The sequence below is a fragment of the Geodermatophilaceae bacterium NBWT11 genome, assembly GCA_014218215.1.
Classification (GTDB): Bacteria; Actinomycetota; Actinomycetes; order Mycobacteriales; family Geodermatophilaceae; genus Klenkia.
Genome location: CP043652.1, coordinates 1,329,106 through 1,350,360, shown reverse-complemented (window position 1 = coordinate 1,350,360; position 21,255 = coordinate 1,329,106). Strand labels below are relative to the sequence as shown.

Here is a 21,255-nt window from a genome sequence, read left to right as displayed (position 1 = left end):
CGGTCCCCGGGGTCCCCGAGTCCTGACGAGAAGCGCCCTTCTCGTCAGGGGTCCTGACGAGAAGGGCGCCTCTCGTCAGGGGTGGAGGAAGGCGCGGAGGGCGGTGAGGGTCTCGGCGGGGCGTTCGTCGACCAGGAAGTGCCCGGCGTCGACGGCCTCGCCGCGGACGTCGTCCGCACGCTCGCGCCAGACCGCCAGGACGTCGTCCGGACCGGTGCCGACGACGCCCTTCGAGCCCCACAGCACGAGCAGCGGGCAGGTGACCCGGTGCCCGGCCTCGGCGTCGGCCTCGTCGTGCTCGAGGTCGATCGACGCGCCGGCGCGGTAGTCCTCGAGCATGGCGTGCCGGGTGGCCGGGTCGGCGAAGCAGCGTTCGTACTCGGCGAGCTGGGCGGGGGAGTAGACGTCCAGTCCACTGCCCCAGCCACCGAGCAGGCTGTGCAGGTACCCGGTCGGGTCGCCGGCGATCAGGTTCTCCGGCAGCGGCTCGGGCTGCAGGTAGAAGAACCAGTGGTAGTAGGCGGTGGCCAGCCGGCGGTCGACGTGGCCGTAGACGTGCGTGGTGGGCAGCACGTCGAGCACCGCGGCCCGCTCGACGGCGTCGGCGTGGTCCAGGGCCAGCCGGTGGGTCACCCGGGCGCCCCGGTCGTGCCCGACCACGGCGTACCGCTCGTGGCCCAGCTCGCGCATGAGCGCGGCGACGTCGGCCGCCATCGCGCGGAAGGAGTGCCCGGCGTGCCCCTCCCCGTCGGCCGGTGTCCCGGAGTCGCCGTACCCGCGCAGGTCCGGGACGACGAGGGTGTGGTCGCGGGCCAGGTCCGGGGCGATCGAGCTCCACAGGACGTGGGTCTGCGGGTAGCCGTGCAGGAGCAGCAGCGGTGGGCCCTCCCCGCCGACGACGGCGTGCACCGTCGTCCCCCCGTGCTCGTGCTCGACGGCACGGTCGAGGACGTCGAACCCCGGGAAGAGCGCGTCGGTGGTCATGCCCCGACCGTCGCACCCCCGTCCGGTGCGAGCCACCCCGGACGAGGCGAGGCCCCCGACCGCGGGTGCGGTCGGGGGCCTCGTCGGGGTGCGGGGTGCTACTTCGGCAGGTGCTCGGCCGGGATGCTGGCCAGGCCGGTGGGGGTGTCGTCGTCCCCCTCGTGCCGGCCGTGCTCCTCGGCCTCGTGCCGGCCGTGTGCCTCGGTGTCCAGTGCCGGGGCGCCGTCCTGGGACACCGCCCCGGTCGCGGCGCTGGACGTGGGTGCTGCGGCGCCGACGGCGTTCGCCGTGCGGGTGGCCGCCTCGCCCTCGCCCTCGCCCTCGGCCTGACCCTGGACACCCGAGGTGGTGCGCAGCTCGAGCTGGGGCAGGAAGACCAGCACGAAGAAGCCCAGCGCCACGACACCGGCGGCGATCAGGAAGACCAGGTCGATCGAGCTGGAGAAGCCCTCCTTGAAGGGGGCGGCCAGCACCGAGTCGATCCGCTGGAACACCGAGGTGTCGGCCAGGTCGGTGCCCGCGCCCTGCAGCTGGGCGGCCTGGTCGGGGTTGGCGGCGGCCGCGGCTTGGAAGGCCTCGGTGCCCTGGGCCTCGGCGTAGGCAGCGGGCACCTTGTCACCCAGTGCGGAGAACAGCACCGAGAGGAAGGCCGCGGTGCCCAGCGTGCCGCCCATCTGGCGGAAGAAGGTCACCGAGGAGGTGGCTACGCCGATCTCCTTGGGGCTGACCGCGTTCTGCACGGCCAGGATGATCGGCTGGAAGTTGAACCCGAGGCCCAGGCCCAGCATCACCATGAACGGCACCAGCGACCACACCGAGGTGTCGGAGTCGACGATGAACGACAGGCTGACCAGCGAGATCACCATGAGGACCACGCCGACCATCGGGAACAGCCGGTACTTGCCGGTGCGGGAGATGGTCTGACCGGCGGTGATCGAGCCGAGCATGATGCCGCCGACCAGCGGGATCATCTGCAGCCCGGCGACGGTGGGGCTGGAGCCGTGCACGATCTGCAGGTACTGGGGCAGCAGCAGGATGCCGCCGAACATGCCGGCGCCCAGCACGATCGAGCTCAGTGCGCTGATGGTGAACGTCCGGTTCTTGAACATCCGGATGGGCAGCAGGGCGTCGTCGCCGTAGGAGCGCTCGGCGACGAAGAACCAGACGAAGCCCAGGGCGCCGACGACGTAGGCGATCAGCGACTTGGGGTCGGTCCAGCCCCAGGTGCGGCCCTGCTCGGCCACGATCAGCAGCGGGACGAGGAACACGACGAGCCCGAGGGCACCCGGCCAGTCGATCTTGTGGCGGTTGCTGCGCTTGGGCAGGTGCAGGTTCTTGAACACCACGGCCAGCGCGATGGCGCCCAGCGGGACGTTGATCCAGAAGATCCAGCGCCAGCCGGCCAGACCCAGGATCGACTCCTGGCCGGCCAGGAAGCCGCCGATGACCGGGCCCAGCACCGAGGACGTGCCGAAGACGGCCATGAAGTAGCCCTGGTACTTCGCACGCTGCCGGGGCGGCACGATGTCGGCGATGATCGTCAGTGCCAGCGACATCAGGCCACCGGCGCCGATGCCCTGCAGCGCGCGGAACGCGGCGAGCTCGTACATCGACTGCGAGATGCCGCAGAGGAACGAGCCGACCACGAAGACGCTGATCGCGAAGATGAAGAACGGCCGGCGGCCGTACATGTCGCTCAACTTGCCGTAGAGCGGCGTGGCGATGGTCGAGGTGATGAGGAACGCCGTGGTGGCCCAGGCCTGCAGGTCGTAGCCCTGCAGGTCGTCGGCGATGGTCCGGATCGCGGTGGAGACCACGGTCTGGTCCAGCGCGGCCAGGAACATGCCCAGCAGCAGCCCGATCAGGATCGTCATGATCTGGCGGTGGGTGAAGGCCCCGGAGGCGTCCGGCGCGGCGGCTGCGGCGCGGGCGTCCTTCTTCTGTGCGGCCGCGGTGTCGCGGTCGGTGGTCTGGGTCATCGGTCCTTCTCGGGGGTGGTGGCGCTGCCGGTGGGTGAGGTGTCGGGGAGTGCGGTGGTGAGGTCCTCGACGAAGCGGTGGAGGAGGCCGGTGAGGGCGGCGAGGTCGGTGTCGGCCCACTGCTCGGTGACCTTGGCGAAGAGGGCCTCGCGCTCGGCCTTCATCCCCTCGGCGACGGCCTCGCCGGACGGGGTGACCACGAGCCGGCTGACCCGGCCGTCGGAGGCGTCGGCGACCCGGCGGACCAGGCCCCGCTCGACCAGCAGCGTGACGTGCCGGCTGACGGTCGAGGGGTCGGCGTGCAGCAGCTCGGCGAGGGCGCCCTGGCGCAGCGGACCCAGCCGGGTGAGCGGGAAGAGCAGCACGTGCGCGGCGCGCTCGCGGGCGGCGTCGCCGCTGCCGGAGGCGGCGAACTGGGCCTTGAGCGCGTGCACGACCCGCATGAGCCGGGCCAGCTCGTCGGACAGCGCGTGCACGTCGTCGAGCCGGACGGGGGCCGGGAGGGTGTCGGGGCGGGGCATGCGGTCTCCGGGTGTGCCGTGCAGTGGGACGCGAGGACGATAGGACTGTTGCGCGCTACATGCAACCAGTTGTGACGTACACGGGTCTCGGCTGTGTGACATCGCGGTGGCGGACGGGTGGGACCCTAGGGACACCGCCCCCGTACGACCCCCGAGGAGAGACGTGCCCGAGTCCGACGACCTGCGGTCGCGGCTGTCCACGCTGACGATCGAGGACGAGCACCGCCTGCGCCGTCGACTGGACGGGCTGCGCTCCGTGCGCGACCCGGCCGCCCGGGCCCGCAAGCACGAGCAGGTCGCCGCCGACGTCGTCCGTGCCGAGGCGCGCATCGCCGCCCGCATCGCCGCGGTGCCCACCGTCAGCTACCCCGAGCAGCTGCCGGTGAGCGGTCGGCGCGCGGACATCGCCGCGGCCATCCGGGACCACCAGGTCGTCGTCGTCGCCGGGGAGACCGGGTCGGGCAAGACCACCCAGCTGCCCAAGATCCTGCTCGAGCTGGGCCGTGGCGTGCGCGGGCGGATCGGGCACACCCAGCCCCGCCGGATCGCCGCCCGCACCGTCGCCGAGCGGGTGGCCGAGGAGCTGGGCTCACCCCTGGGCGAGGTGGTCGGCTACAAGGTCCGGTTCACCGACCAGGTGGGCGACACCAGCCTGGTGAAGCTGATGACCGACGGCGTGCTGCTGGCCGAGGTCCAGCGCGACCGGCTGCTCCGCCAGTACGACACGATCGTCATCGACGAGGCGCACGAGCGGTCGCTGAACATCGACTTCCTGCTCGGCTACCTGGCCCAGCTGCTGCCCCGTCGTCCCGACCTCAAGATCGTGATCACCTCGGCGACGATCGACGTCGACCGGATCGCGAAGCACTTCGGCGATGCGCCGGTCGTCGAGGTCAGCGGGCGCACGTACCCGGTGGAGGTGCGCTACCGGCCGGTCATCGACCCCGACGACCCGGAGGCCGACCCCGACCGCGACCAGGTGACCGCGATCGTCGACGCCTGCCGCGAGCTCGTCGCCGAGGGCCCGGGGGACGTGCTGGTGTTCCTGGCCGGCGAGCGCGACATCCGGGACACCGCCGACGCCCTCGGGGAGGCCGCGTTCGCCCACACCGAGGTGCTGCCGCTCTACTCGCGGCTGTCGGCGGCCGACCAGCACCGGGTGTTCCAGCAGCACACCGGACGGCGGATCGTGCTGGCCACCAACGTCGCCGAGACGTCGTTGACCGTGCCCGGCATCCGCTACGTGGTCGACCCCGGGACGGCGCGGATCTCCCGGTACAGCCATCGCACCAAGGTGCAGCGGCTGCCGATCGAGGCGGTCAGCCAGGCCTCGGCCCGCCAGCGCGCCGGCCGGTGCGGGCGCACCTCGGACGGCATCGCGATCCGGCTGTACAGCGAGGACGACTTCGACTCCCGGCCGGAGTTCACCGACCCGGAGATCCTGCGCACCAACCTGGCCTCGGTGCTGCTGCAGATGGCCTCCCTCGGCCTGGGCGAGGTGGAGGACTTCCCGTTCCTGGACCCGCCGGACCGACGCTCGGTGGCCGACGGCATCGCGCTGCTCGAGGAGCTCGGGGCGCTCACCGCCGACGGGAAGCTCACCGAGACCGGTCGCGCACTGGCCGCCCTGCCGCTGGACCCCCGGCTGGCCCGGATGGTCGTGGAGGCCGACCGGCGCGGGGTGCTGGAGGAGGTGCTGGTCATCGCCGCCGGGCTCACCGTGCAGGACGTCCGTGAGCGCCCGGCCGACGCGCAGGCCGCCGCCGACCAGCTGCACGCCCGGTTCGCCGCCGAGGACTCCGACTTCACCTCGATCCTGAACCTCTGGCGGTACCTGGTCGAGAAGCAGGACGAGCTGTCGGGCAACCAGTTCCGCCGCACCGTCAAGCGCGAGTACCTGCACTGGCTGCGGATCCGGGAGTGGCAGGACCTGCACGGCCAGCTGCGCGGCACCGCGCGCCGGCTGGGGATGACCACCGGCGAGCTGGCCCCCGAGCCCGACGAGCGCGGGGTGCACGCGGCGCTGCTGTCGGGCCTGCTGTCCCAGGTCGGGCTCCAGCTGGAGCCCGGCAAGGACGCCGCCCCGGCCGAGAAGCGGCGCGGCTCCCGCGAGTACACCGGTGCCCGCGGAGCCCGCTTCGTCATCGCCCCGGGCTCGGTGCTCACCCGCAAGCCCCCGCGCTGGGTGGTCGCCGGAGAGCTGGTGGAGACCAGCCGGCTCTTCGCCCGCACCGTGGCCCGGGTCGACCCGGAGACCATCGAGAAGCTGGCCGACCACCTGGTCAAGCGGCAGTACAGCGAGCCGCGGTGGGACGCCAAGCGCGGCTCCGTCGTCGCCACCGAGCGGGTCACGCTCTACGGCATCCCGCTCGTCGTCGGCCGGCGGGTGCAGTACGGCTCGATCGACCCCGTCGTCAGCCGGGAGCTGTTCATCCGGCACGCCCTGGTCGAGGGCCAGTGGACGACGAACCACCGCTTCTGGGCGCACAACCAGCAGGTCCTGGCCCGGGTCGCCGAGCTGGAGGAGCGCGCCCGCCGCCGCGACCTGCGGGTCGACGACGAGACGGTGTTCGAGCTCTACGACGCCCGCATCGGGGCCGAGGTGGTCAGCGCCCGGCACTTCGACAGCTGGTGGAAGCAGGCCCGCCGGCAGCGCCCGGACCTGCTGGACTTCACCCCCGCGATGGTCACCGACGCCGCCGTCGCCGAGCAGGTCGCGGCCGGGGACTTCCCCGACGAGGTGCACCTGACGCAGGGCCTGACCCTGCCGTTGACCTACGCCTTCGACCCGGGTGCCGACGACGACGGGATCACCGTCGACGTCCCGCTCGCGGTGCTGGACACCGTCGCCGAGCAGACCTCGGGCGCCTCGCTGGCCTGGACCGTGCCCGGGCAGCGCGAGGAGCTGGTCACCGCCCTGCTGCGTGCGCTGCCCAAGCAGCTGCGCCGCGGTCTGGTGCCCATCCCCGACCGGGTGCGCGAGGTGCTGCCGCACATCGACCCCACCGAGGCGCTGTTGCCGGCGCTGGAGCGGGAGATCCGCCGGGCCGTCGCGGTGCAGGTGCCCCCGGACGCCTGGGACACCGCGAACGTCCCCGACCACCTGCGGGCCACCTTCCGGGTGCTCGACGACCAGCAGCGGCCGCTGGCCGAGGGCAAGGACCTGGCCGCGCTGCGCCGGCAGGTCGCCCCGCAGTCGCGGGCGTCGTTGGCGCGGGCATCGGCCGACGTCACCCGCACCGGGCTGACCTCCTGGACGCTGGGCGCGCTGCCGGCGACCGTGCAGGTCTCCCGCGGCGGCCACCTGGTGACGGCGTACCCGGCCCTGGTCGACGAGGGCGCCACGGTCGGCGTCCGGGTCGTGCCGACGGCGGCCGAGGCCTCCCGGCTGACCTGGCTGGGCGCGCGACGGCTGCTGCTGCTGAGCCTGCCCTCCCCGGTGAAGCCGGTGGTCAAGTCCCTGGGCCCGCGCAGCCGGCTGGCCCTGCAGTTCAACCCCGACGGGGAGATCCCCGACCTGGTCGCCGACTGCGTGGACGCCGCCGCCGACGAGCTCATCGCCGCCCACGGCGGCCCGCCGCGGGACCAGGCCGCCTTCGATGCGCTGGTCGAGGGCTCCCGCACCCAGCTGCACACGATCACCGCCGACTGCGTGCGCAAGGTGGAGGCGGTGCTCACCCAGGCCCGGGAGACCGCCATCGCGATCGGTGCCGCCCCGGGCCGCCGGGTGCCCGAGGCCGCGATCGCCGACCTGCGCGCCCAGATGACCGGGCTGCTGCACCGCGGCTTCGTCGCCACCGCCGGACGACGCCGGCTGCCCGACCTGGTGCGCTACCTCAAGGGCATGGCGCACCGGCTGGAGAAGCTGCCCGCGAACGCCGCCCGGGACGCCCTGGGCCAGGCCACGGTGGAGGCCGTGGCCACCGAGTACCGCGACCTGCGCGCGAAGGTGCCCGGGGTGGGCGGCCCGGACGACCCGGTGCTGCGGATCCGCTGGATGGTCGAGGAGCTGCGGATCGGCCTGTTCGCCCAGGTGGTCGGCACCCCCCGCCCGGTCAGCGAGCAGCGGCTGTTCAAGGCCATCGACGCGATCGAGGTCCCGGCCGGCTGACCTGCGTCAGATGACGACGGAGAAGGAGAGCTGATGGACGTGATGGTGGTGGTGTCCGATCTGGGAGACAGCGGGGCGACCCGGGTCACTCTCGACCGGGCGGCCCGGTGGCATGAGGGCGGAGATCACGTGACTGTCCTCGTGGTCGCCTGGGAGGCAGAAGGGAGCACCGCGGCGCTGCCCCCTGGGCTCGACGTCGTGCGAGCCACGCGGCCCGGCGCGCAGTTGCGGACGGCGTTGCCCAGGGCGCTCTTGCGGGCTGTGCTGCGGGCGCGTCGTGCAGAGGTGGTGGTGAGTGGCACAGAGGTGGGCTTCGGCCTGCTGGTGGCGCGGATGGCAGCCTCCCTCACAGGCCGCCCGCTCGCTGTGACCGTGCAGTCGCGTCCCGACAGAGCGGTCGAGGACTACGTGGACCGGCCTCTCCGTCCGATCACCCGCTGGATCTTGCGGACGTCCTCCCTGGCGGTCTCGGTGTCTGATGGTCTGCGCCCCGCGATCGAGGGCCTCGGGGTGTCGAGCAGGAGCGTCGTCGTGGCCCGGAACTCCGTGGACCGGCGGGATGTGCTGCAGCAGTCCGAGGCAGCACCGGCCGTCGCGGTCTCGGTCAGCAACCCGACGGTGGTGTCCAGTGGACGTCTGGAACACCAGAAGGGTTTCGACCTGCTCGTCCGAGCCCACGCACGAGCCCTGCAGGACGGTGCGCCGAGCCACGAGCTGGTGGTCCTGGGTGAAGGTGGTGAGCGGGAGGCCCTCGAGGCGCTGGCCGCCGAGCTGGGCGTCGCGGACTCGGTGCGGCTCCCGGGGTTCACCCCGAACCCGCATTCCGTGGTGGCCCGTTCCGCGCTCTACGTCCTGTCCAGCCGTTACGAGGGGTTCTCCCTCTCACTGGCGGAGGCCCTGGCTTGTGGCATCCCCTGCCTCGCTTTCGACTGCACAGCGGGACCGTCCGAGGTCCTCGCGGGAGGGAGGTACGGGCACCTGGTCGCGGAGGGAGACGTGACAGCTCTCGCCGACGGCATCCGGGCTCACCTGCTGGACCCGTCGGACCTGCGTGATCGAGCCCTGTCTGCAGCGGCTGGTGCAGACGAGCTCTTCGACCCCGCTGCGCCAGCTCAGGTGCACCGTGCCCATCTGTCCGGCCTGAACGAGAGGTGGACGGCGAGACCGAGCACGGCGTCCAGGCTGCGGGACCGCGTTGTCCGTTTGCGTCGATCCGCGGCGGGGGACTGAGCCGTGACCACCTCAGAAGGAGTGCAGAACATGAGCGAGCCCACCACGCACACCGAGACGCACACCGTCGAGAGCCACAGCTCGGGCACCACCGCGCCCGCCGGCGAGGGCGTCAGCGACCGCGAGATGGTCGACATCGTGGCCGAGGAGACCGACAGCGCCTCGGAGAACGCCCAGAACGCCGGCAAGGACTGGGACGGCGACGCCTCGGAGGCCCCGAAGCCCACCGAGTGAGCCTCAGGCCCGCGGCGGCGCCGGGAAGGACTCCGGGAGCACGACGTCGCGGGCCGCGCCCCACCCGGCCCAGGCCATGGGGAGCAGCAGCACCAGCAGAAGGGCCAGCGGCCAGGACCACCCCCCGGTGAGGTCGTGCAGCACGCCGAGCACCACCGGACCGGCCGCCGCGACCAGGTAGCCCAGGCACTGGGCCACCCCGCCCATCCGGGCCGCGGTCAGCGGGGTCGCCGAGCGCAGCACGATCAGCGTCAGCGCCAGGGCGAACCCGCCGCCCTGGGCGACGCCGAAGACCGCCACCCACACCACGGTCGCCGTGGTCGGGGCGAGGAGCAGCCCACCGACGCCGACCAGGTAACAGGCCAGGACGACGAGGACCAGCGGCCGCTGCCCCCGCCCGCGGGCCTGCATCGAGCCCGCGACCGTCGGCCCGAGGAAGGCCCCGACCGCGCCGGTCACCGTGGACACCGCCAGGAGCGCCCCGCCGTCGGCGGCCGGCAGCCCGGCGTCGGTGAGCAGGGTCGGCAGCCAGGCGGCCAGCGCGTAGAACTGGGTCGACTGCATGCCCAGGAAGACCGTCACCCGGCGGGCCAGCGGCTCCCGCAGCAACCCCCAGGACCGCCCCGGGCGCCCGCACCCCGCCGCGGCGGCTGGCGCCGGTGCCCGCGACCGGCAGCCACACGGCCAGGGCGAGGACGGCGAGCAGCCCCCACCCGGCCAGCGCCGTCCGCCAGTCCAGCCCCAGCGCCATCTGCAACGGCACGGTGAGCCCGGCGGCCACCGCGGCGCCGACGTTGAGCGCGGCGGAGTAGACGCCCATGACCAGGCCGGGCCGGGCGAACTCGCGCTTGACGTAGGCCGGGACCAGCACGTTCGCGACGGCGATGGCACCGCCGGCGATCACCGTGCCGCCGTAGAGCGCCGCGACCGGGTCCAGCAGCCGCAGGGCGACCCCGCCGGTCAGCAGCACCAGGGAGGCGGCGACCGCCGTCTCCAGCCCGAGCCGGCGTGCCAGCCGGGGTGCGACCGGGGCGAACGCGCCGAAGCACAGCACCGGGAGCGAGGTGAGCAGCCCGCCCAGCGCGCTGGACAACCCGGTGTCGGCCCGCAGCTCCACCAGCACCGGTGCGACCCCGACGACCGCCGGGCGCTGGTTCAGCGCCACCAGGACGACGGCGAGGGCCAGCAGCAGGGTCCCGGCCGTCGTCCGGGCCGGGGGTGTCTGCAGGGTGCCCACAGCCCCCGGTCCGCTCACGGCGCCAGCAGACCACGGGCTCCGGCGGCGGGCCGCACCCGGCTCGGATGACACCCGGTGCCACCTGGGTGCAACCGTGCTGCGACCGGGGGTGGTCCCGCTCACACCACCGTGCAAGAGTGACGTCAACACCCCTGTGCAACACCGACGTCGAACAGTGGAAGCGAGCGCATGAGCATCCTCGGCACCCGGGTGGTCCGTACGGAGGACCCCCAGTTCCTGACGCGTGGGGCGGTCTACACCGACGACCTCACCGACGAGCGCCTCACCGGCGCCCTGCACGCCACCTTCGTCCGCTCCCAGGTGGCGCACGCGAAGATCCTGTCGGTCGACACCGAGGCCGCGAAGCAGGCTCCCGGCGTCGTCGCGGTCTACACCGCCGCCGACCTGACCGACCTGCCCCCCCTGGCCCCGCCCTTCCCGTTCATCGCGGCCGAGTTCGAGCGGCAGTGGCTGTGCACCGACACCGTCCGCTTCGTGGGTGACGCGATCGCCGTCGTCCTCACCGAGGAGCGCTACCAGGGCGAGGACGCCGCGGAGCAGGTCGTCGTCGACCTCGACGTGCTGCCCGCCGTCGTCGGCACCGCGAACGCCGCCAAGGACGAGACGATCCTCTTCCCGGCCGCCGGCACCAACGTGCTCGCCGCCTTCGGGGAGCCGGCCCCGGCCGACTTCTTCGACGGCTGCGAGGTCGTCGTCGAGCAGGCCGTGGTCAACCAGCGCGTCGCCCCGGTGCCGCTGGAGACCCGCGCGACCTCGGCCGTGTGGGGCGAGGACGGCCGGGTCACCGTCTGGTGCACCAACCAGGGCGCCCAGCAGGCCAAGGGCCAGATCGCCGAGTGGCTCGGCCTGGACGCCTCGCTGGTCCACCTGATCACCCCCGACGTCGGTGGTGGCTTCGGCGCCAAGATCGGTGCCGACCCCGAGTACGCCCTCGTCGCGCACCTGGCCAAGCTGTCCGGCCGCCCGGTCCGCTGGACCGAGAGCCGCTCGGAGAACCTCACCTCGATGCTGCACGGCCGCGGCCAGGACCAGGTCGTGAAGATCGGCGGCAGCCGGGACGGGAAGATCGAGGCCTACAGCCTGGTCACCGACCAGGACGGCGGCGCCTACCCGCGCATCGGCGTCGTGCTGCCCACGCTGACGATGCTGATGACGCCCGGCACGTACGCCTTCCCGAAGGTGCACGCCCAGGCCCGTGCGCTGGCCACCAACACCACCCCGATCGGCGCCTACCGCGGCGCCGGCCGACCGGAGGCCACCGCCGCCGTCGAGCGGGCGGTCGACCTGTTCGCCGCCGAGATCGGCATGGACCCGGCCGAGGTGCGCCGGATCAACCTGGTGCCGAAGTTCGACGAGCCGCACACCACCTCGATGGGCGCCACCTACGACAGCGGCGACTACGTCGCGGCGCTGGACCGCGCCCTCGAGGCCTCGGGCTACGCCGGGCTGCGCGCGGAGCAGAAGGCGCGCCGGGAGCGTGGCGACGCCCGCCAGCTGGGCATCGGCATCAGCACCTACGTCGAGATCACCGGGGCCGACAACGGCGCCGGCACCGGCGAAGAGGCCGAGCTCGAGGTGCACGCCGACGGCACCGCCACCGTCCTCACCGGCACCTCGCCGCACGGCCAGGGCCACGCCACCACCTGGGCGATGCTCGCCAGCGACCAGCTGGGCATCCCGGTCGAGAAGATCACCGTCCTGCACGGTGACACCGACCGGATCCCCAAGGGCGGCGGCACCATGGGCTCCCGCTCGCTGCAGCAGGGAGGTGCGGCGGTGCACCAGGCCGCCGTCGAGCTCGTCGAGGTCGCCAAGAAGCGGGCCGCCGAGCGCCTGGAGGCCAACCCCGACGACCTGATCGTCGACCTGGGCTCCGCCTCGCTGCAGGTCAAGGGCACCCCCGGGGTCTCGGTGAGCTTCGCCGAGCTGGCCGCCGAGGAGGCGCTGATGGTGCAGACCACCTTCACCGCAGCCGCCGCGACCTTCCCCTTCGGCGCGCACGTGGCCGTCGTGGAGACCGACGTCGAGTCGGGCAAGGCGACCGTCGTCCGCATCGTCACCGTCGACGACGCCGGCACGATCATCAACCCGCTGCTCGCCGAGGGCCAGCGGCACGGTGGCATCGCCCAGGGCGTGGCCCAGGCCCTGCTGGAGGAGGTCCTCTACGACGAGGACGGCAACCCGCAGACCTCCACGCTGGCCGACTACCCGTTCATCTCCGCCACCGAGCTCCCGAGCTTCGAGCTGGTCGAGATGGCCACCCCCACCCCGATGAACCCGCTGGGTGCCAAGGGGATCGGGGAGGCCGGGACCATCGGCTCCACCCCGGCGGTGCAGTCCGCCGTCATCGACTCCGTCGCCCACCTCGGCGTCCGGCACGTCGACATGCCCGCCACCTCCATGCGCGTCTGGAAGGCCGTCCAGGCCGCGCAGCAGACCCAGAACGGGAGCACGAACTGATGCAGGTCTCGATGACCGTCAACGGGCAGCAGCGGACCGACGAGGTCGAGCCGCGGATGCTGCTGGCGCACCACCTGCGCGACAACCTGGGGCTCACCGCCACCAACATCGGCTGCGACTCGACGTCCTGCGGTGCCTGCACCGTGATCGTCGACGGGCTGTCGGTGAAGAGCTGCACGGTGCTCGCGCTCCAGGCCGAGGGCTCGCAGGTCACCACGCTGGAGGGCCTGGCCGGCGAGGACGGCGAGCTGCACCCCGTGCAGGCCGCCTTCCAGTCCGAGCACGGTCTCCAGTGCGGCTTCTGCACCTCGGGCATGGTCATGGCCTCGGTGGGCGTCCTGGCGGCGAACCCGAACCCGACCGACCGGGAGGTCCGCGAGGGCCTGGAGGGCAACCTCTGCCGCTGCACCGGCTACCACAACATCGTCCAGGCGGTCCTCAAGGCCGCCGAGGCCGGACCGGTCGCCGGCCAGGTCCCGCAGTCGCAGGAGGTGTCCGCGTGATCCCCAGCCCGTTCGACTACGTGCGCGTCTCCTCGGTCGACGAGGCCGTGGCGGCGCTGGCCGAGCACGGCGAGGACGCCAAGATCCTCGCCGGCGGGCACTCGCTGCTGCCGATCATGAAGCTGCGGCTGGCCATCCCCACGGTGCTCATCGACATCTCCGGGATCGCCGACCTGAACTACGTCCGCGTCGACGGCGACCAGGTCGCCATCGGGGCCGGCACCCGGCACCACGACCTGGAGAACTCCGACGTGGCGAAGGCCGAGGTGCCGCTCCTGCCGCACGTCGCCTCCCGCGTCGGTGACCCCCAGGTGCGCCACCGCGGCACCCTCGGCGGCACCGTCGCGCACTGCGACCCCGCCTCGGACCTGCCCACCGCGCTCCTCGCGCTCGGTGCCGACGTGGTGCTCGCGGGCCCGAACGGCCGCCGCACCGTGCCGATCACCGAGTTCTTCCTCGGGTTCTTCGAGACGGCCATGGAGGAGGGGGAGCTCATCGTCGAGCTCCGCGTCCCCCGCACCGGCGACGCCGGCTGGGCCTACGAGAAGTTCACCCGTCGGGAGAACGACTGGCCGATCGTCTCGGCCGCCGTGGCGCACCTGCCCGGCGGCGGGGTCGGCGTGGCACTGGCCAACATGGGCGGCGTGGTGCTGAAGGCCACCGCCGTCGAGGACGCGCTGGCCGAGGGGAAGTCGATCGAGGAGGCCGCCGCGCTGGCCGCGGAGGGCACCTCGCCGTCCTCGGACATGCACGCCGACGCCGAGTACCGCTCGCACCTGGCCCGGCTGCTCACCCGCCGGGCGCTGGCGGTCGCGGCCGGCGAGGCCGAGGCCAGCACCGCGGAGAGCACCGCCGCGGCCTGACCCCACAGCACGGACGAGAGCGCCCTCCCCGGACCCCGGGGAGGGCGCTCTCGGCGTGTCAGGAGGCGGCGGTGATCATCCCGGCCGCGACGGTGGCGTTGGTGGCCTCGTCGACCAGGATGAACCGGCCGGTGGCCCGGTTGTGCCGGTAGTCGTCGACGAACAGCGGCTGGGTGGTGCGCAGGGTGATCCGGCCGATGTCGTTGAGCCCCAGCTCGGTGGCGGTGTCGTCGGGCTCGAGGGTGTTGACGTCGAGCCGGTGCTGCAGCGCCTTCACCACCGCCCGCACCGAGCGGGTGGTGTGCTTGACGGCCAGCTTCTGCCGGGGCCGCAGGGGCTCGTCGGTCATCCAGCAGACCACCGCGTCCAGGTCCTGCGTCGCGGTCGGCCCGCCCGCGGGGTGGGACAGCAGGTCCCCGCGGGAGACGTCGACGTCGTCGGTCAGCCGCAGGGTCACCGCCATCGGCGGGAACGCCTCGGCCACCGGGCCCGCGGGGCCGTCGACGGCGGCGATCGTCGTCGTCCGGCCCGAGGGGAGCACCTGCACCTCGTCGCCCGGGCGGAACACCCCGCTGGCCACGGTGCCGGCGTAGCCGCGGTAGTCGCGGTGCGCGTCGGACTGCGGCCGGATCACGTACTGCACCGGGAACCGGGCGTCGGTGAGGTTGACGTCGCTGCCCACCTCGACCCGCTCGAGGTGGTCCAGCAGGGAGGGCCCGTCGTACCAGGGCATCCGCTCCGAGGGCGTGACCACGTTGTCCCCGGCCAGCGCCGAGATGGGGACGACGGTGAGGTCGGGGACGTCGAGCTTGGCCGCGAAGGCCCGGAACTCGTCGCGGATGGCGGTGAAGACGTCCTGCGACCAGTCGACGAGGTCCATCTTGTTCACCGCGACCACCAGGTGCGGCACCCGCAGCAGCGAGGCGAGGAACGCGTGCCGGCGGGACTGCTCGAGCACCCCCTTGCGGGCGTCGACCAGCACGATCGCGAGGTCGGCGGTCGAGGCGCCGGTGACCATGTTGCGGGTGTACTGCACGTGCCCGGGGGTGTCGGCCAGGACGAAGGTGCGCCGCGGGGTGGTGAAGTACCGGTAGGCGACGTCGATGGTGATGCCCTGCTCGCGCTCGGCGCGCAGGCCGTCGGTGAGCAGCGACAGGTCGACGTGGTCGCCCCGGCTGGCCCGCGAGATCGCCTCGTACTGGTCCTCGAAGACGGCCTTGCTGTCGTAGAGCAGCCGGCCGATGAGGGTGGACTTCCCGTCGTCCACCGAACCCGCGGTCGCGATCCGCAGGATGTCCTTGCGGGCGGTGGCGAGCTCCGCGGCGGCGGAGGTCAGGGCGTCGTGGTCGCTCACGCGGCCACCTCCTGGGTCGGGGTGTGGCGGGGGACGGCGCACAGGCGGACGCTGGGCCGGTGTTCTTCGCACCGCTGGTCCCGGCACTGGCGGTCGTGGTGGTCGGCTACCTGGTGGGCTACGGGGTGACCGTGCTGGTCAGCCGCGGGCTGGACGCGGCCTTCGGCGCCCCGCTCGGTGCCGGGGTGCCCGAGGTGGTGGGCTGGCTCCTGGGCCTGGCCCTGCTGGTGGGCGTGGTCCGGTGGCTGCTGCTGCGCAGACGGCGACGGGCCCATCAGAAGTAGCCCTCCTTCTTCCGGTCCTCCATCGCGGCATCGCTGACCTTGTCGTCGCCGCGGGTGGCCCCCCGCTCGGTCAGCCGGGTCACCGCGATCTCGGCGATGACCTCCTCGACGGTGGCGGCCTCCGAGGGCACGGCCGCGGTGAGGTTGGCGTCCCCGACGGTGCGGTAGCGCACCGACCGGCGGGTGACCTCCTCGCCGTCCCGGGGGGTGATGAACTCGTTGACCGCGTAGAGCATCCCGGCGCGGTCGACGACGTCACGGTCGGCGGCCAGGTAGAGGTCGGGGATCGCGATCTGCTCCTGCGCGATGTAGCCCCAGATGTCCAGCTCGGTCCAGTTCGACAGCGGGAACACCCGGATCGACTCACCCAGGTGGATCCGGCCGTTGTAGAGGTCCCAGAGCTCGGGCCGCTGGTTCTTGGGGTCCCACTGCCCGAACTCGTCGCGGAAGCTGAACACCCGCTCCTTGGCCCGGGCCTTGTCCTCGTCCCGGCGGGCACCGCCGAACAGGGCGGTGAACCCGTGCTGCTCGACGGCGTCCAGGAGCACCGGGGTCTGGATGCGGTTGCGGGAGCCGTTGGGCTCCTGCTTCACCGTGCCGGCGGCGATCGCGTCGGGCACGGAGGCCACGACGAGCTCCACCCCGAGCTCGGCCACCCGGCGGTCACGGAAGGCCAGCACCTCGGGGAAGTTCAGCCCGGTGTCCACATGCATCACCGGGAACGGGATGCGGGCCGGGGCGAAGGCCTTGCGGGCCAGCTCGAGCATGACGATCGAGTCCTTGCCGCCGCTGAACAGCAGCACCGGACGCTCGAGCTCGGCGGCGACCTCGCGGATCACGTGGATCGACTCGGCCTCGAGGGTCTGCAGCTGGGTCAGCCGGTGCTCAGGGGTGCTCACGCGCAGGTGCTCCGGGTGCTCGAGGGCGACGGACGGGTCATCCCCACCAGTCAGGTGGGGATTGCCCGATCAGTCTCGCTCATGCCCCGGCGCGCACCGCGGCCAGCACCCGGTCGGCCAGCTCGGGCCGACACACGACCAGGTCGGGCAGCCACGCCTCGGCCACCGCGTACTGCAGCGGCGAGCCGTCCAGCCGGGAGGCGAACAGCCCCGCTGCGCGGGCGACGGCGACCGGGGCGGCGGAGTCCCACTGGTACATCCCGCCGGCGTGCACGTAGGCGTCGGCCTCCCCACGCACCACGGCCAGCGTCTTGTAGCCGGCCGACCCCAACGGCACGAGGACGGCGCCCAGGGCGTCCGCGGCGGCCCGGGCCTGCGCCGGCGGTCGGCTGCGGGACACCGCGACGCGCAGCGGACCGTCGGGCACCGGGGGGACGACCGGGGCCGGGTCGGTGGTGACCACCTCGCCGAGTGCGGGCAGCCCCACGGCCGCTGCCGTCAGGTCGCCCGCGGAGCGTTCCCACAACGCCACGTGCACCGCCCAGTCGTGCCGGTCCCCGGAGCGGTACTCCCGGGTGCCGTCCAGCGGGTCGACGATCCACAGCCGGTCCGCGGTGAGCCGGGCCGGGTCGTCGACGGCCTCCTCGCTGAACACCGCGTCGTCGGGCCGGTGCTCAGCGAGGACGGCGGCGATCGCGGCCTGGGCGGCGGCGTCCCCGGCGTCGCCGAGGGCCTCGTCGTGCAGCTCACCGGCCTGCAGCAGCGGCAGCAGGACGTCGGCGGCGGCCCGGGCGGCGAGGGCGGCGACCTCGACGTCGCTGCGGCTCACGCGTCGTCCCCGGGGTGCAGGGCGGTGGCGTCGGTGGCCCGACCGGGCGGGGCGTGCTTGCCGGAGGCGTCGGTGATCTCGCCGAAGTAGGCGGCCATCTGCTCGTCCCGGGGGGTGACGAAGAGCCCGCGCACGGAGACGAGCACCCGGTCGGGGTCGGCGGCCAGGGCGACGCTGCCGTGGACCGTGGTCTTGCGGCCGTCCTCCTCGGCCACCCAGGCGCGGAACACCAGCGGCGTCTGCAGCGGCACCGGGCCGCGGTAGTCCAGCTCCAGGTGCGCCGTCATGCCCCAGCGGTCCGCGGCGACTGCGGCGGAGCCCAGCAGCTGGTCCATCAGCAGACCGCTCATGCCGCCGTGCAGGAAGCCGGGCGGGCCCTCGTACTGCAGGCCCAGGGTGGCCTCGGCGACCACGCCGGCCCCGTCCCGGCGGATGCGCAGCGGCGGGGCGATCGCGCTGCCCACCCCGGTGACCGGGGAGAACACCCGGCGGAAGGCGACCGGGTCGTCCAGGGCCGGGAGCTCGTGCCGGTCCCGGGTGCTGGTGAGCAGCCCCCGGCTGATCTCCCGCGCCCGGGCAGCGGCGGCGGCGAGCTGGCTGGGGCCGACCGTGGTGCGCACCGAGGCCTGCACCAGCTCGCGGACGGCGTCGCCCAGGTCGGTGACCGCGGCCATCAGCTCGGGGTCGTAGGGGCTCTCGGTGGTCACCGCCGGACCGTATCCCGCCCGGTCAGGCCTGCAGGGCGCGGTGCCGGGCCAGCTGGTCGGGGCGCAGCTGCAGGACGGTGCCCTGGCACTCGGTCAGCACCGTCGCCGGGTCGGCCGCGGTGGCCAGCGTGGTGGTCACCCGCCACCGGGTGTCCTCGGCCGAGGTGACCCGGGCCTCGAGCACCAGGTCGGCGTCCTGGGGCACGGGCCCGCGGTAGGCGATCGCCAGCTTGCTGACCAGCCGCGGCTGGTCGTCGCCCAGCACCGCCTGGCCGGTCATCGTCTCCAGGAGCAGGGCCAGCACCCCGCCGTGCACCGCACCGGGTGCCCCCTGCTGCACGGCGCCCAGCCGGCAGGTGCCGGTGGCGGCGTGGTGGGCGCGGGTGACGGTGAGCGGCGGGGGCGACCGGGCTGCCGCTGCCGGTGGCCGGGTCGAACGCCGAGGCGCCGGTGGGGGCGAGGCCGCCGTCGGCCCGTCGGTCGGCCGAGGGCGGCTCACCGGCGGCCCGGGGGTGCGCGGCCAGCAGGTCGGTCAGTGCGTCCAGCTGCGCGACGACGTCGTCCAGCACGTCGTCGGGGGCCTCGGTGCCGACGACGGCGCTGCGCAGCCGGCGGGTGGCGGCACCGAGCCGGTCCACGGCGTCGCGGCGAGGGGTCTGCGGGGCGGGCACCGGGGGAGGCTAGCCGGGGGCGTCGGTGGCGGGGTCGGGGTCCTCCCCGGGCACCAGCTGGCCGCTGTCCGGGGGGCCGGACCGGGGCAGCCGGACGACGAAGGCTGCCCCCTCACCGGGCGCCGTCCGCACGGTGACGGTGCCACCGTGCGCCTGCACCAGCGAGGACACGATGGACAGGCCCAGCCCGGTGCCCCCGGCGGCCCGGGTGCGCGAGGCATCGGCCCGGTAGAAGCGCTCGAAGACCCGCTCGGCGTCGGCCGGGTCCATGCCCGGGCCCCGGTCGGCCACGGTCAGGGTGACCACGTCGGGGTCCGCGGGGTCCTCGGACAGCGACACGGTGACCGCGGCGTCGACCGGGGTGTGGGTGAGGGCGTTGGTGACCAGGTTGCCCACCACCTGGCGCAGCCGGGACTCGTCGCCCAGCACCACGGGGACGTCGGTCAGGGATGGCTCGAGCACCAGGGACACCGGCCGGTCGGGTTGGACCGCGCCGGCGTCGTGGACGGCGTCCCCGGCGACCTCGGCCAGGTCGACCGGGAGCAGAGCCAGGGTGCGCTGCTGGTCCAGCCGGGCCAGCTGCAGCAGGTCCTCCACGAGCAGGCCCATCCGGGTGGCCTCGGCCTCGATCCGGCCCATCATCCGGGCGGTGCTCTCCGGGTCGCTGGCCGCGCCGTGCCGGTGCAGCTCGGCGAAGCCGCGGATCGAGGTCAGCGGGGTGCGCAGCTCGTGGCTGGCGTCGGCGACGAACCGGCGCATCCGGGCCTCCGAGGCCCGGGCCTGCTCCTCCGACGTCGCCTGCGCCCGGAACGCGCCCTCGATCCGGCTGAGCATCCCGTTGAGCGCCGTGGACAGCCGCCCGACCTCGGTGCGGTCGTCGCCGGCGGGCACCCGGCGGGACAGGTCGCCGCCGGCGATCGCGGCCGCCGTGTGCTCGACCTCGACCAGCGGGCGCAACGAGTTGCGCACCAGCAGGTACCCGGCGACGCCCAGCAGCACCAGCACCAGCAGGCCGACGACGACCTGGATGGCGATCAGCCGGCCGAGGATCTTCTCGTCGTCGGACAGGTCGATGCCCACCACCACGACGAGCCCGTCCGAGACCTGGGCGGCCACCAGCCGCCAGGAGGTGCTGCCGTCGGCCCCGCGGACGGTGAGCGGTGCGTCGTCGTAGGCGGCGATGCTGTCCACGTCGATGGCCGAGACGTCGGGCAGGGAGGAGACGCTCGTCCGCGGACCGTAGAAGACCCGGGTCTGGCCGTCGGTGGGCACGCAGGCGAAGTAGCTGGCGCCGAAGGGGAACCCCGGTGAGCTGCAGTTGGTCTGGGTCGTCGCCGGGTCGCCCTCCAGGTCGCGGGCGTAGCCGCTGAGCTGGGCGTCCTGCTGGTCGACGAGGTACTCGCGCAGGAGGTTGGTCGCCGCGAAGCCGGTGGCCGCCAGCGCCAGGGCGACCAGCACGACGAGGAGGCCGACCAGGGTGATCCGCAGCGGCACCCGTTGCGGGTGCAGCGGCGGCTGGTCGGCCTCCAGGAGATCGGTGGCGCTGCCGGACACGGGGGCGGCTCAGCTCCCGCGGGGCAGGCGCAACGAGTAGCCGACGCCGCGCAGGGTGTGCAGCAACCGGGGCTCGGTGGTGTCGATCTTGCGGCGCAGGTAGGAGATGTAGGACTCCACGACGTTGGCCTCGCCGTTGAAGTCGTAGTTCCACACGTGGTCGAGGATCTGCGCCTTGGAGAGCACCCGGCCCGGGTTGCTCATCAGGTAGCGCAGCAGCTTGAACTCCGTGGGCGACAGGCTGATCAGCTCGCCGGCCTTGAGGACCTCGTGGGACTCCTCGTCCAGCTCGATGTCGGCGAACACCAGCCGCGGGGCCTCACCGACCGGCCGGGCGCTGAGGCTGCGGCGCAGCACGGCGCGGATGCGGGCCAGGACCTCGTCGAGGCTGAAGGGCTTGGTGACGTAGTCGTCGCCGCCCAGCGTCAGGCCCGACACCTTGTCCTCGGCGGCGTCCCGGGCGGTGAGGAACAGCACCGGGGTCTGGGTGCCGTTCTGCCGCAGTCGGCGGACGACGCCGAAGCCGTCGAGGCCGGGCATCATCACGTCGAGCACCAGCAGGTCGGGGCGGAACTGCGCGGCGACGGCGAGGGCCTGCTGGCCGTCGGCGGCGGTCGCCACCTCGAAGCCGGCGTACCGCAGGCTGGCCGAGAGCAGCTCGCGGATGTTCGGCTCGTCGTCCACCACGAGGAGCCGCGCCTCGGGGGTCCGGGGTCCCGCGCTGCTGCTCACGTGCCCTCCGCGCTCCGGTGCCGTCGTCGTCATGGGCCACAGGTTGTTCGCAGCGACTGGGCCCGGACTGGACGCTACCTGT

At 73.6% G+C, this 21,255-nt stretch carries 18 protein-coding genes; 7 read left to right on the top strand and 11 right to left on the bottom strand.

What is annotated here, in order from left to right; translation table 11 throughout:
* Window positions 1-75: 75 nt before the first annotated feature.
* The 3 genes from F1C76_06480 to F1C76_06470 all read right to left on the bottom strand — a co-directional run bounded on the left by F1C76_06480 (window position 76) and on the right by F1C76_06470 (window position 3,484).
* On the bottom strand, window positions 76-984 hold the full coding sequence (locus tag F1C76_06480) for an alpha/beta hydrolase (GenBank protein ID QNG36283.1): 909 nt from the start codon (window positions 982-984) through the stop codon (window positions 76-78).
* A gap of 98 nt (window positions 985-1,082) precedes the next feature.
* Window positions 1,083-2,963, bottom strand: a complete 1,881-nt coding sequence (locus tag F1C76_06475; GenBank protein QNG36282.1) for an MFS transporter — start codon at window positions 2,961-2,963, stop codon at window positions 1,083-1,085.
* Window positions 2,960-3,484 carry a MarR family transcriptional regulator gene (locus F1C76_06470; GenBank protein QNG36281.1) on the bottom strand — a complete coding sequence of 175 codons (525 nt, stop codon included), beginning with the start codon at window positions 3,482-3,484 and terminating at the stop codon, window positions 2,960-2,962. Before F1C76_06470 ends, F1C76_06475 begins: the two co-directional genes overlap by 4 nt.
* 163 nt (window positions 3,485-3,647) lie before the next feature.
* Here F1C76_06470 and hrpA point away from each other — a divergent pair, with 163 nt between their 5' ends.
* From hrpA to F1C76_06455, 3 genes are read left to right on the top strand one after another with little or no spacing between them, the layout of a single operon-like run.
* Window positions 3,648-7,595 carry an ATP-dependent RNA helicase HrpA gene (gene hrpA, locus F1C76_06465; GenBank protein ID QNG36280.1) on the top strand — a complete coding sequence of 1,316 codons (3,948 nt, stop codon included), beginning with the start codon at window positions 3,648-3,650 and terminating at the stop codon, window positions 7,593-7,595.
* A gap of 33 nt (window positions 7,596-7,628) precedes the next feature.
* Window positions 7,629-8,825 carry a glycosyltransferase gene (locus F1C76_06460; GenBank protein QNG36279.1) on the top strand — a complete coding sequence of 399 codons (1,197 nt, stop codon included), beginning with the start codon at window positions 7,629-7,631 and terminating at the stop codon, window positions 8,823-8,825.
* A gap of 30 nt (window positions 8,826-8,855) precedes the next feature.
* Window positions 8,856-9,059, top strand: coding sequence for a hypothetical protein (locus tag F1C76_06455; GenBank protein QNG36278.1), 204 nt, complete (start codon window positions 8,856-8,858; stop codon window positions 9,057-9,059).
* Window positions 9,060-9,062: 3 nt separating this feature from the next.
* Here the strand turns inward: F1C76_06455 and F1C76_06450 are convergent, their stop codons facing one another.
* On the bottom strand, window positions 9,063-9,668 hold the full coding sequence (locus F1C76_06450; GenBank protein ID QNG36277.1) for an MFS transporter: 606 nt from the start codon (window positions 9,666-9,668) through the stop codon (window positions 9,063-9,065).
* An 817-nt stretch (window positions 9,669-10,485) separates the two neighbouring features.
* On the opposite strand from F1C76_06450, the gene F1C76_06445 reads away from it, so the two are divergent.
* From F1C76_06445 to F1C76_06435, 3 genes are read left to right on the top strand one after another with little or no spacing between them, the layout of a single operon-like run.
* Entirely contained in the window at window positions 10,486-12,777 is a 2,292-nt protein-coding gene (locus F1C76_06445) for a xanthine dehydrogenase family protein (protein ID QNG36276.1), read from the top strand.
* Entirely contained in the window at window positions 12,777-13,280 is a 504-nt protein-coding gene (locus tag F1C76_06440) for a (2Fe-2S)-binding protein (protein QNG36275.1), read from the top strand. Before F1C76_06445 ends, F1C76_06440 begins: the two co-directional genes overlap by 1 nt.
* Entirely contained in the window at window positions 13,277-14,143 is an 867-nt protein-coding gene (locus F1C76_06435) for a xanthine dehydrogenase family protein subunit M (GenBank protein QNG36274.1), read from the top strand. The genes F1C76_06440 and F1C76_06435 overlap by 4 nt, the downstream gene beginning before the upstream one ends.
* 58 nt (window positions 14,144-14,201) lie before the next feature.
* Here the strand turns inward: F1C76_06435 and F1C76_06430 are convergent, their stop codons facing one another.
* Window positions 14,202-15,479 carry a GTP-binding protein gene (locus tag F1C76_06430; protein QNG39055.1) on the bottom strand — a complete coding sequence of 426 codons (1,278 nt, stop codon included), beginning with the start codon at window positions 15,477-15,479 and terminating at the stop codon, window positions 14,202-14,204.
* A gap of 77 nt (window positions 15,480-15,556) precedes the next feature.
* Between F1C76_06430 and F1C76_06425 the strand changes: the two genes are divergently transcribed.
* Window positions 15,557-15,781: a hypothetical protein gene (locus F1C76_06425; protein ID QNG36273.1), complete on the top strand. Its 225-nt coding sequence runs from the start codon at window positions 15,557-15,559 to the stop codon at window positions 15,779-15,781.
* Here the strand turns inward: F1C76_06425 and cysD are convergent.
* The 6 genes from cysD to F1C76_06395 all read right to left on the bottom strand — a co-directional run bounded on the left by cysD (window position 15,772) and on the right by F1C76_06395 (window position 21,206).
* Window positions 15,772-16,680: a sulfate adenylyltransferase subunit CysD gene (gene cysD / locus F1C76_06420; protein ID QNG36272.1), complete on the bottom strand. Its 909-nt coding sequence runs from the start codon at window positions 16,678-16,680 to the stop codon at window positions 15,772-15,774. The genes F1C76_06425 and cysD overlap by 10 nt on opposite strands.
* Before the next feature lie 79 nt (window positions 16,681-16,759).
* Window positions 16,760-17,509 (bottom strand): 3'(2'),5'-bisphosphate nucleotidase CysQ, encoded by a 750-nt coding sequence (locus F1C76_06415; protein ID QNG36271.1) that lies wholly within the window; start codon window positions 17,507-17,509, stop codon window positions 16,760-16,762.
* On the bottom strand, window positions 17,506-18,216 hold the full coding sequence (locus tag F1C76_06410; GenBank protein ID QNG36270.1) for a PaaI family thioesterase: 711 nt from the start codon (window positions 18,214-18,216) through the stop codon (window positions 17,506-17,508). Before F1C76_06410 ends, F1C76_06415 begins: the two co-directional genes overlap by 4 nt.
* A 22-nt stretch (window positions 18,217-18,238) precedes the next feature.
* On the bottom strand, window positions 18,239-18,715 hold the full coding sequence (locus tag F1C76_06405; protein ID QNG36269.1) for a hypothetical protein: 477 nt from the start codon (window positions 18,713-18,715) through the stop codon (window positions 18,239-18,241).
* A 181-nt stretch (window positions 18,716-18,896) separates the two neighbouring features.
* A complete protein-coding gene (locus tag F1C76_06400) occupies window positions 18,897-20,381 on the bottom strand; it encodes a HAMP domain-containing histidine kinase (protein QNG39054.1) in 1,485 nt (494 codons plus the stop codon).
* 69 nt (window positions 20,382-20,450) lie between these two features.
* Window positions 20,451-21,206, bottom strand: coding sequence for a response regulator transcription factor (locus tag F1C76_06395; GenBank protein ID QNG36268.1), 756 nt, complete (start codon window positions 21,204-21,206; stop codon window positions 20,451-20,453).
* Window positions 21,207-21,255: the final 49 nt, after the last annotated feature.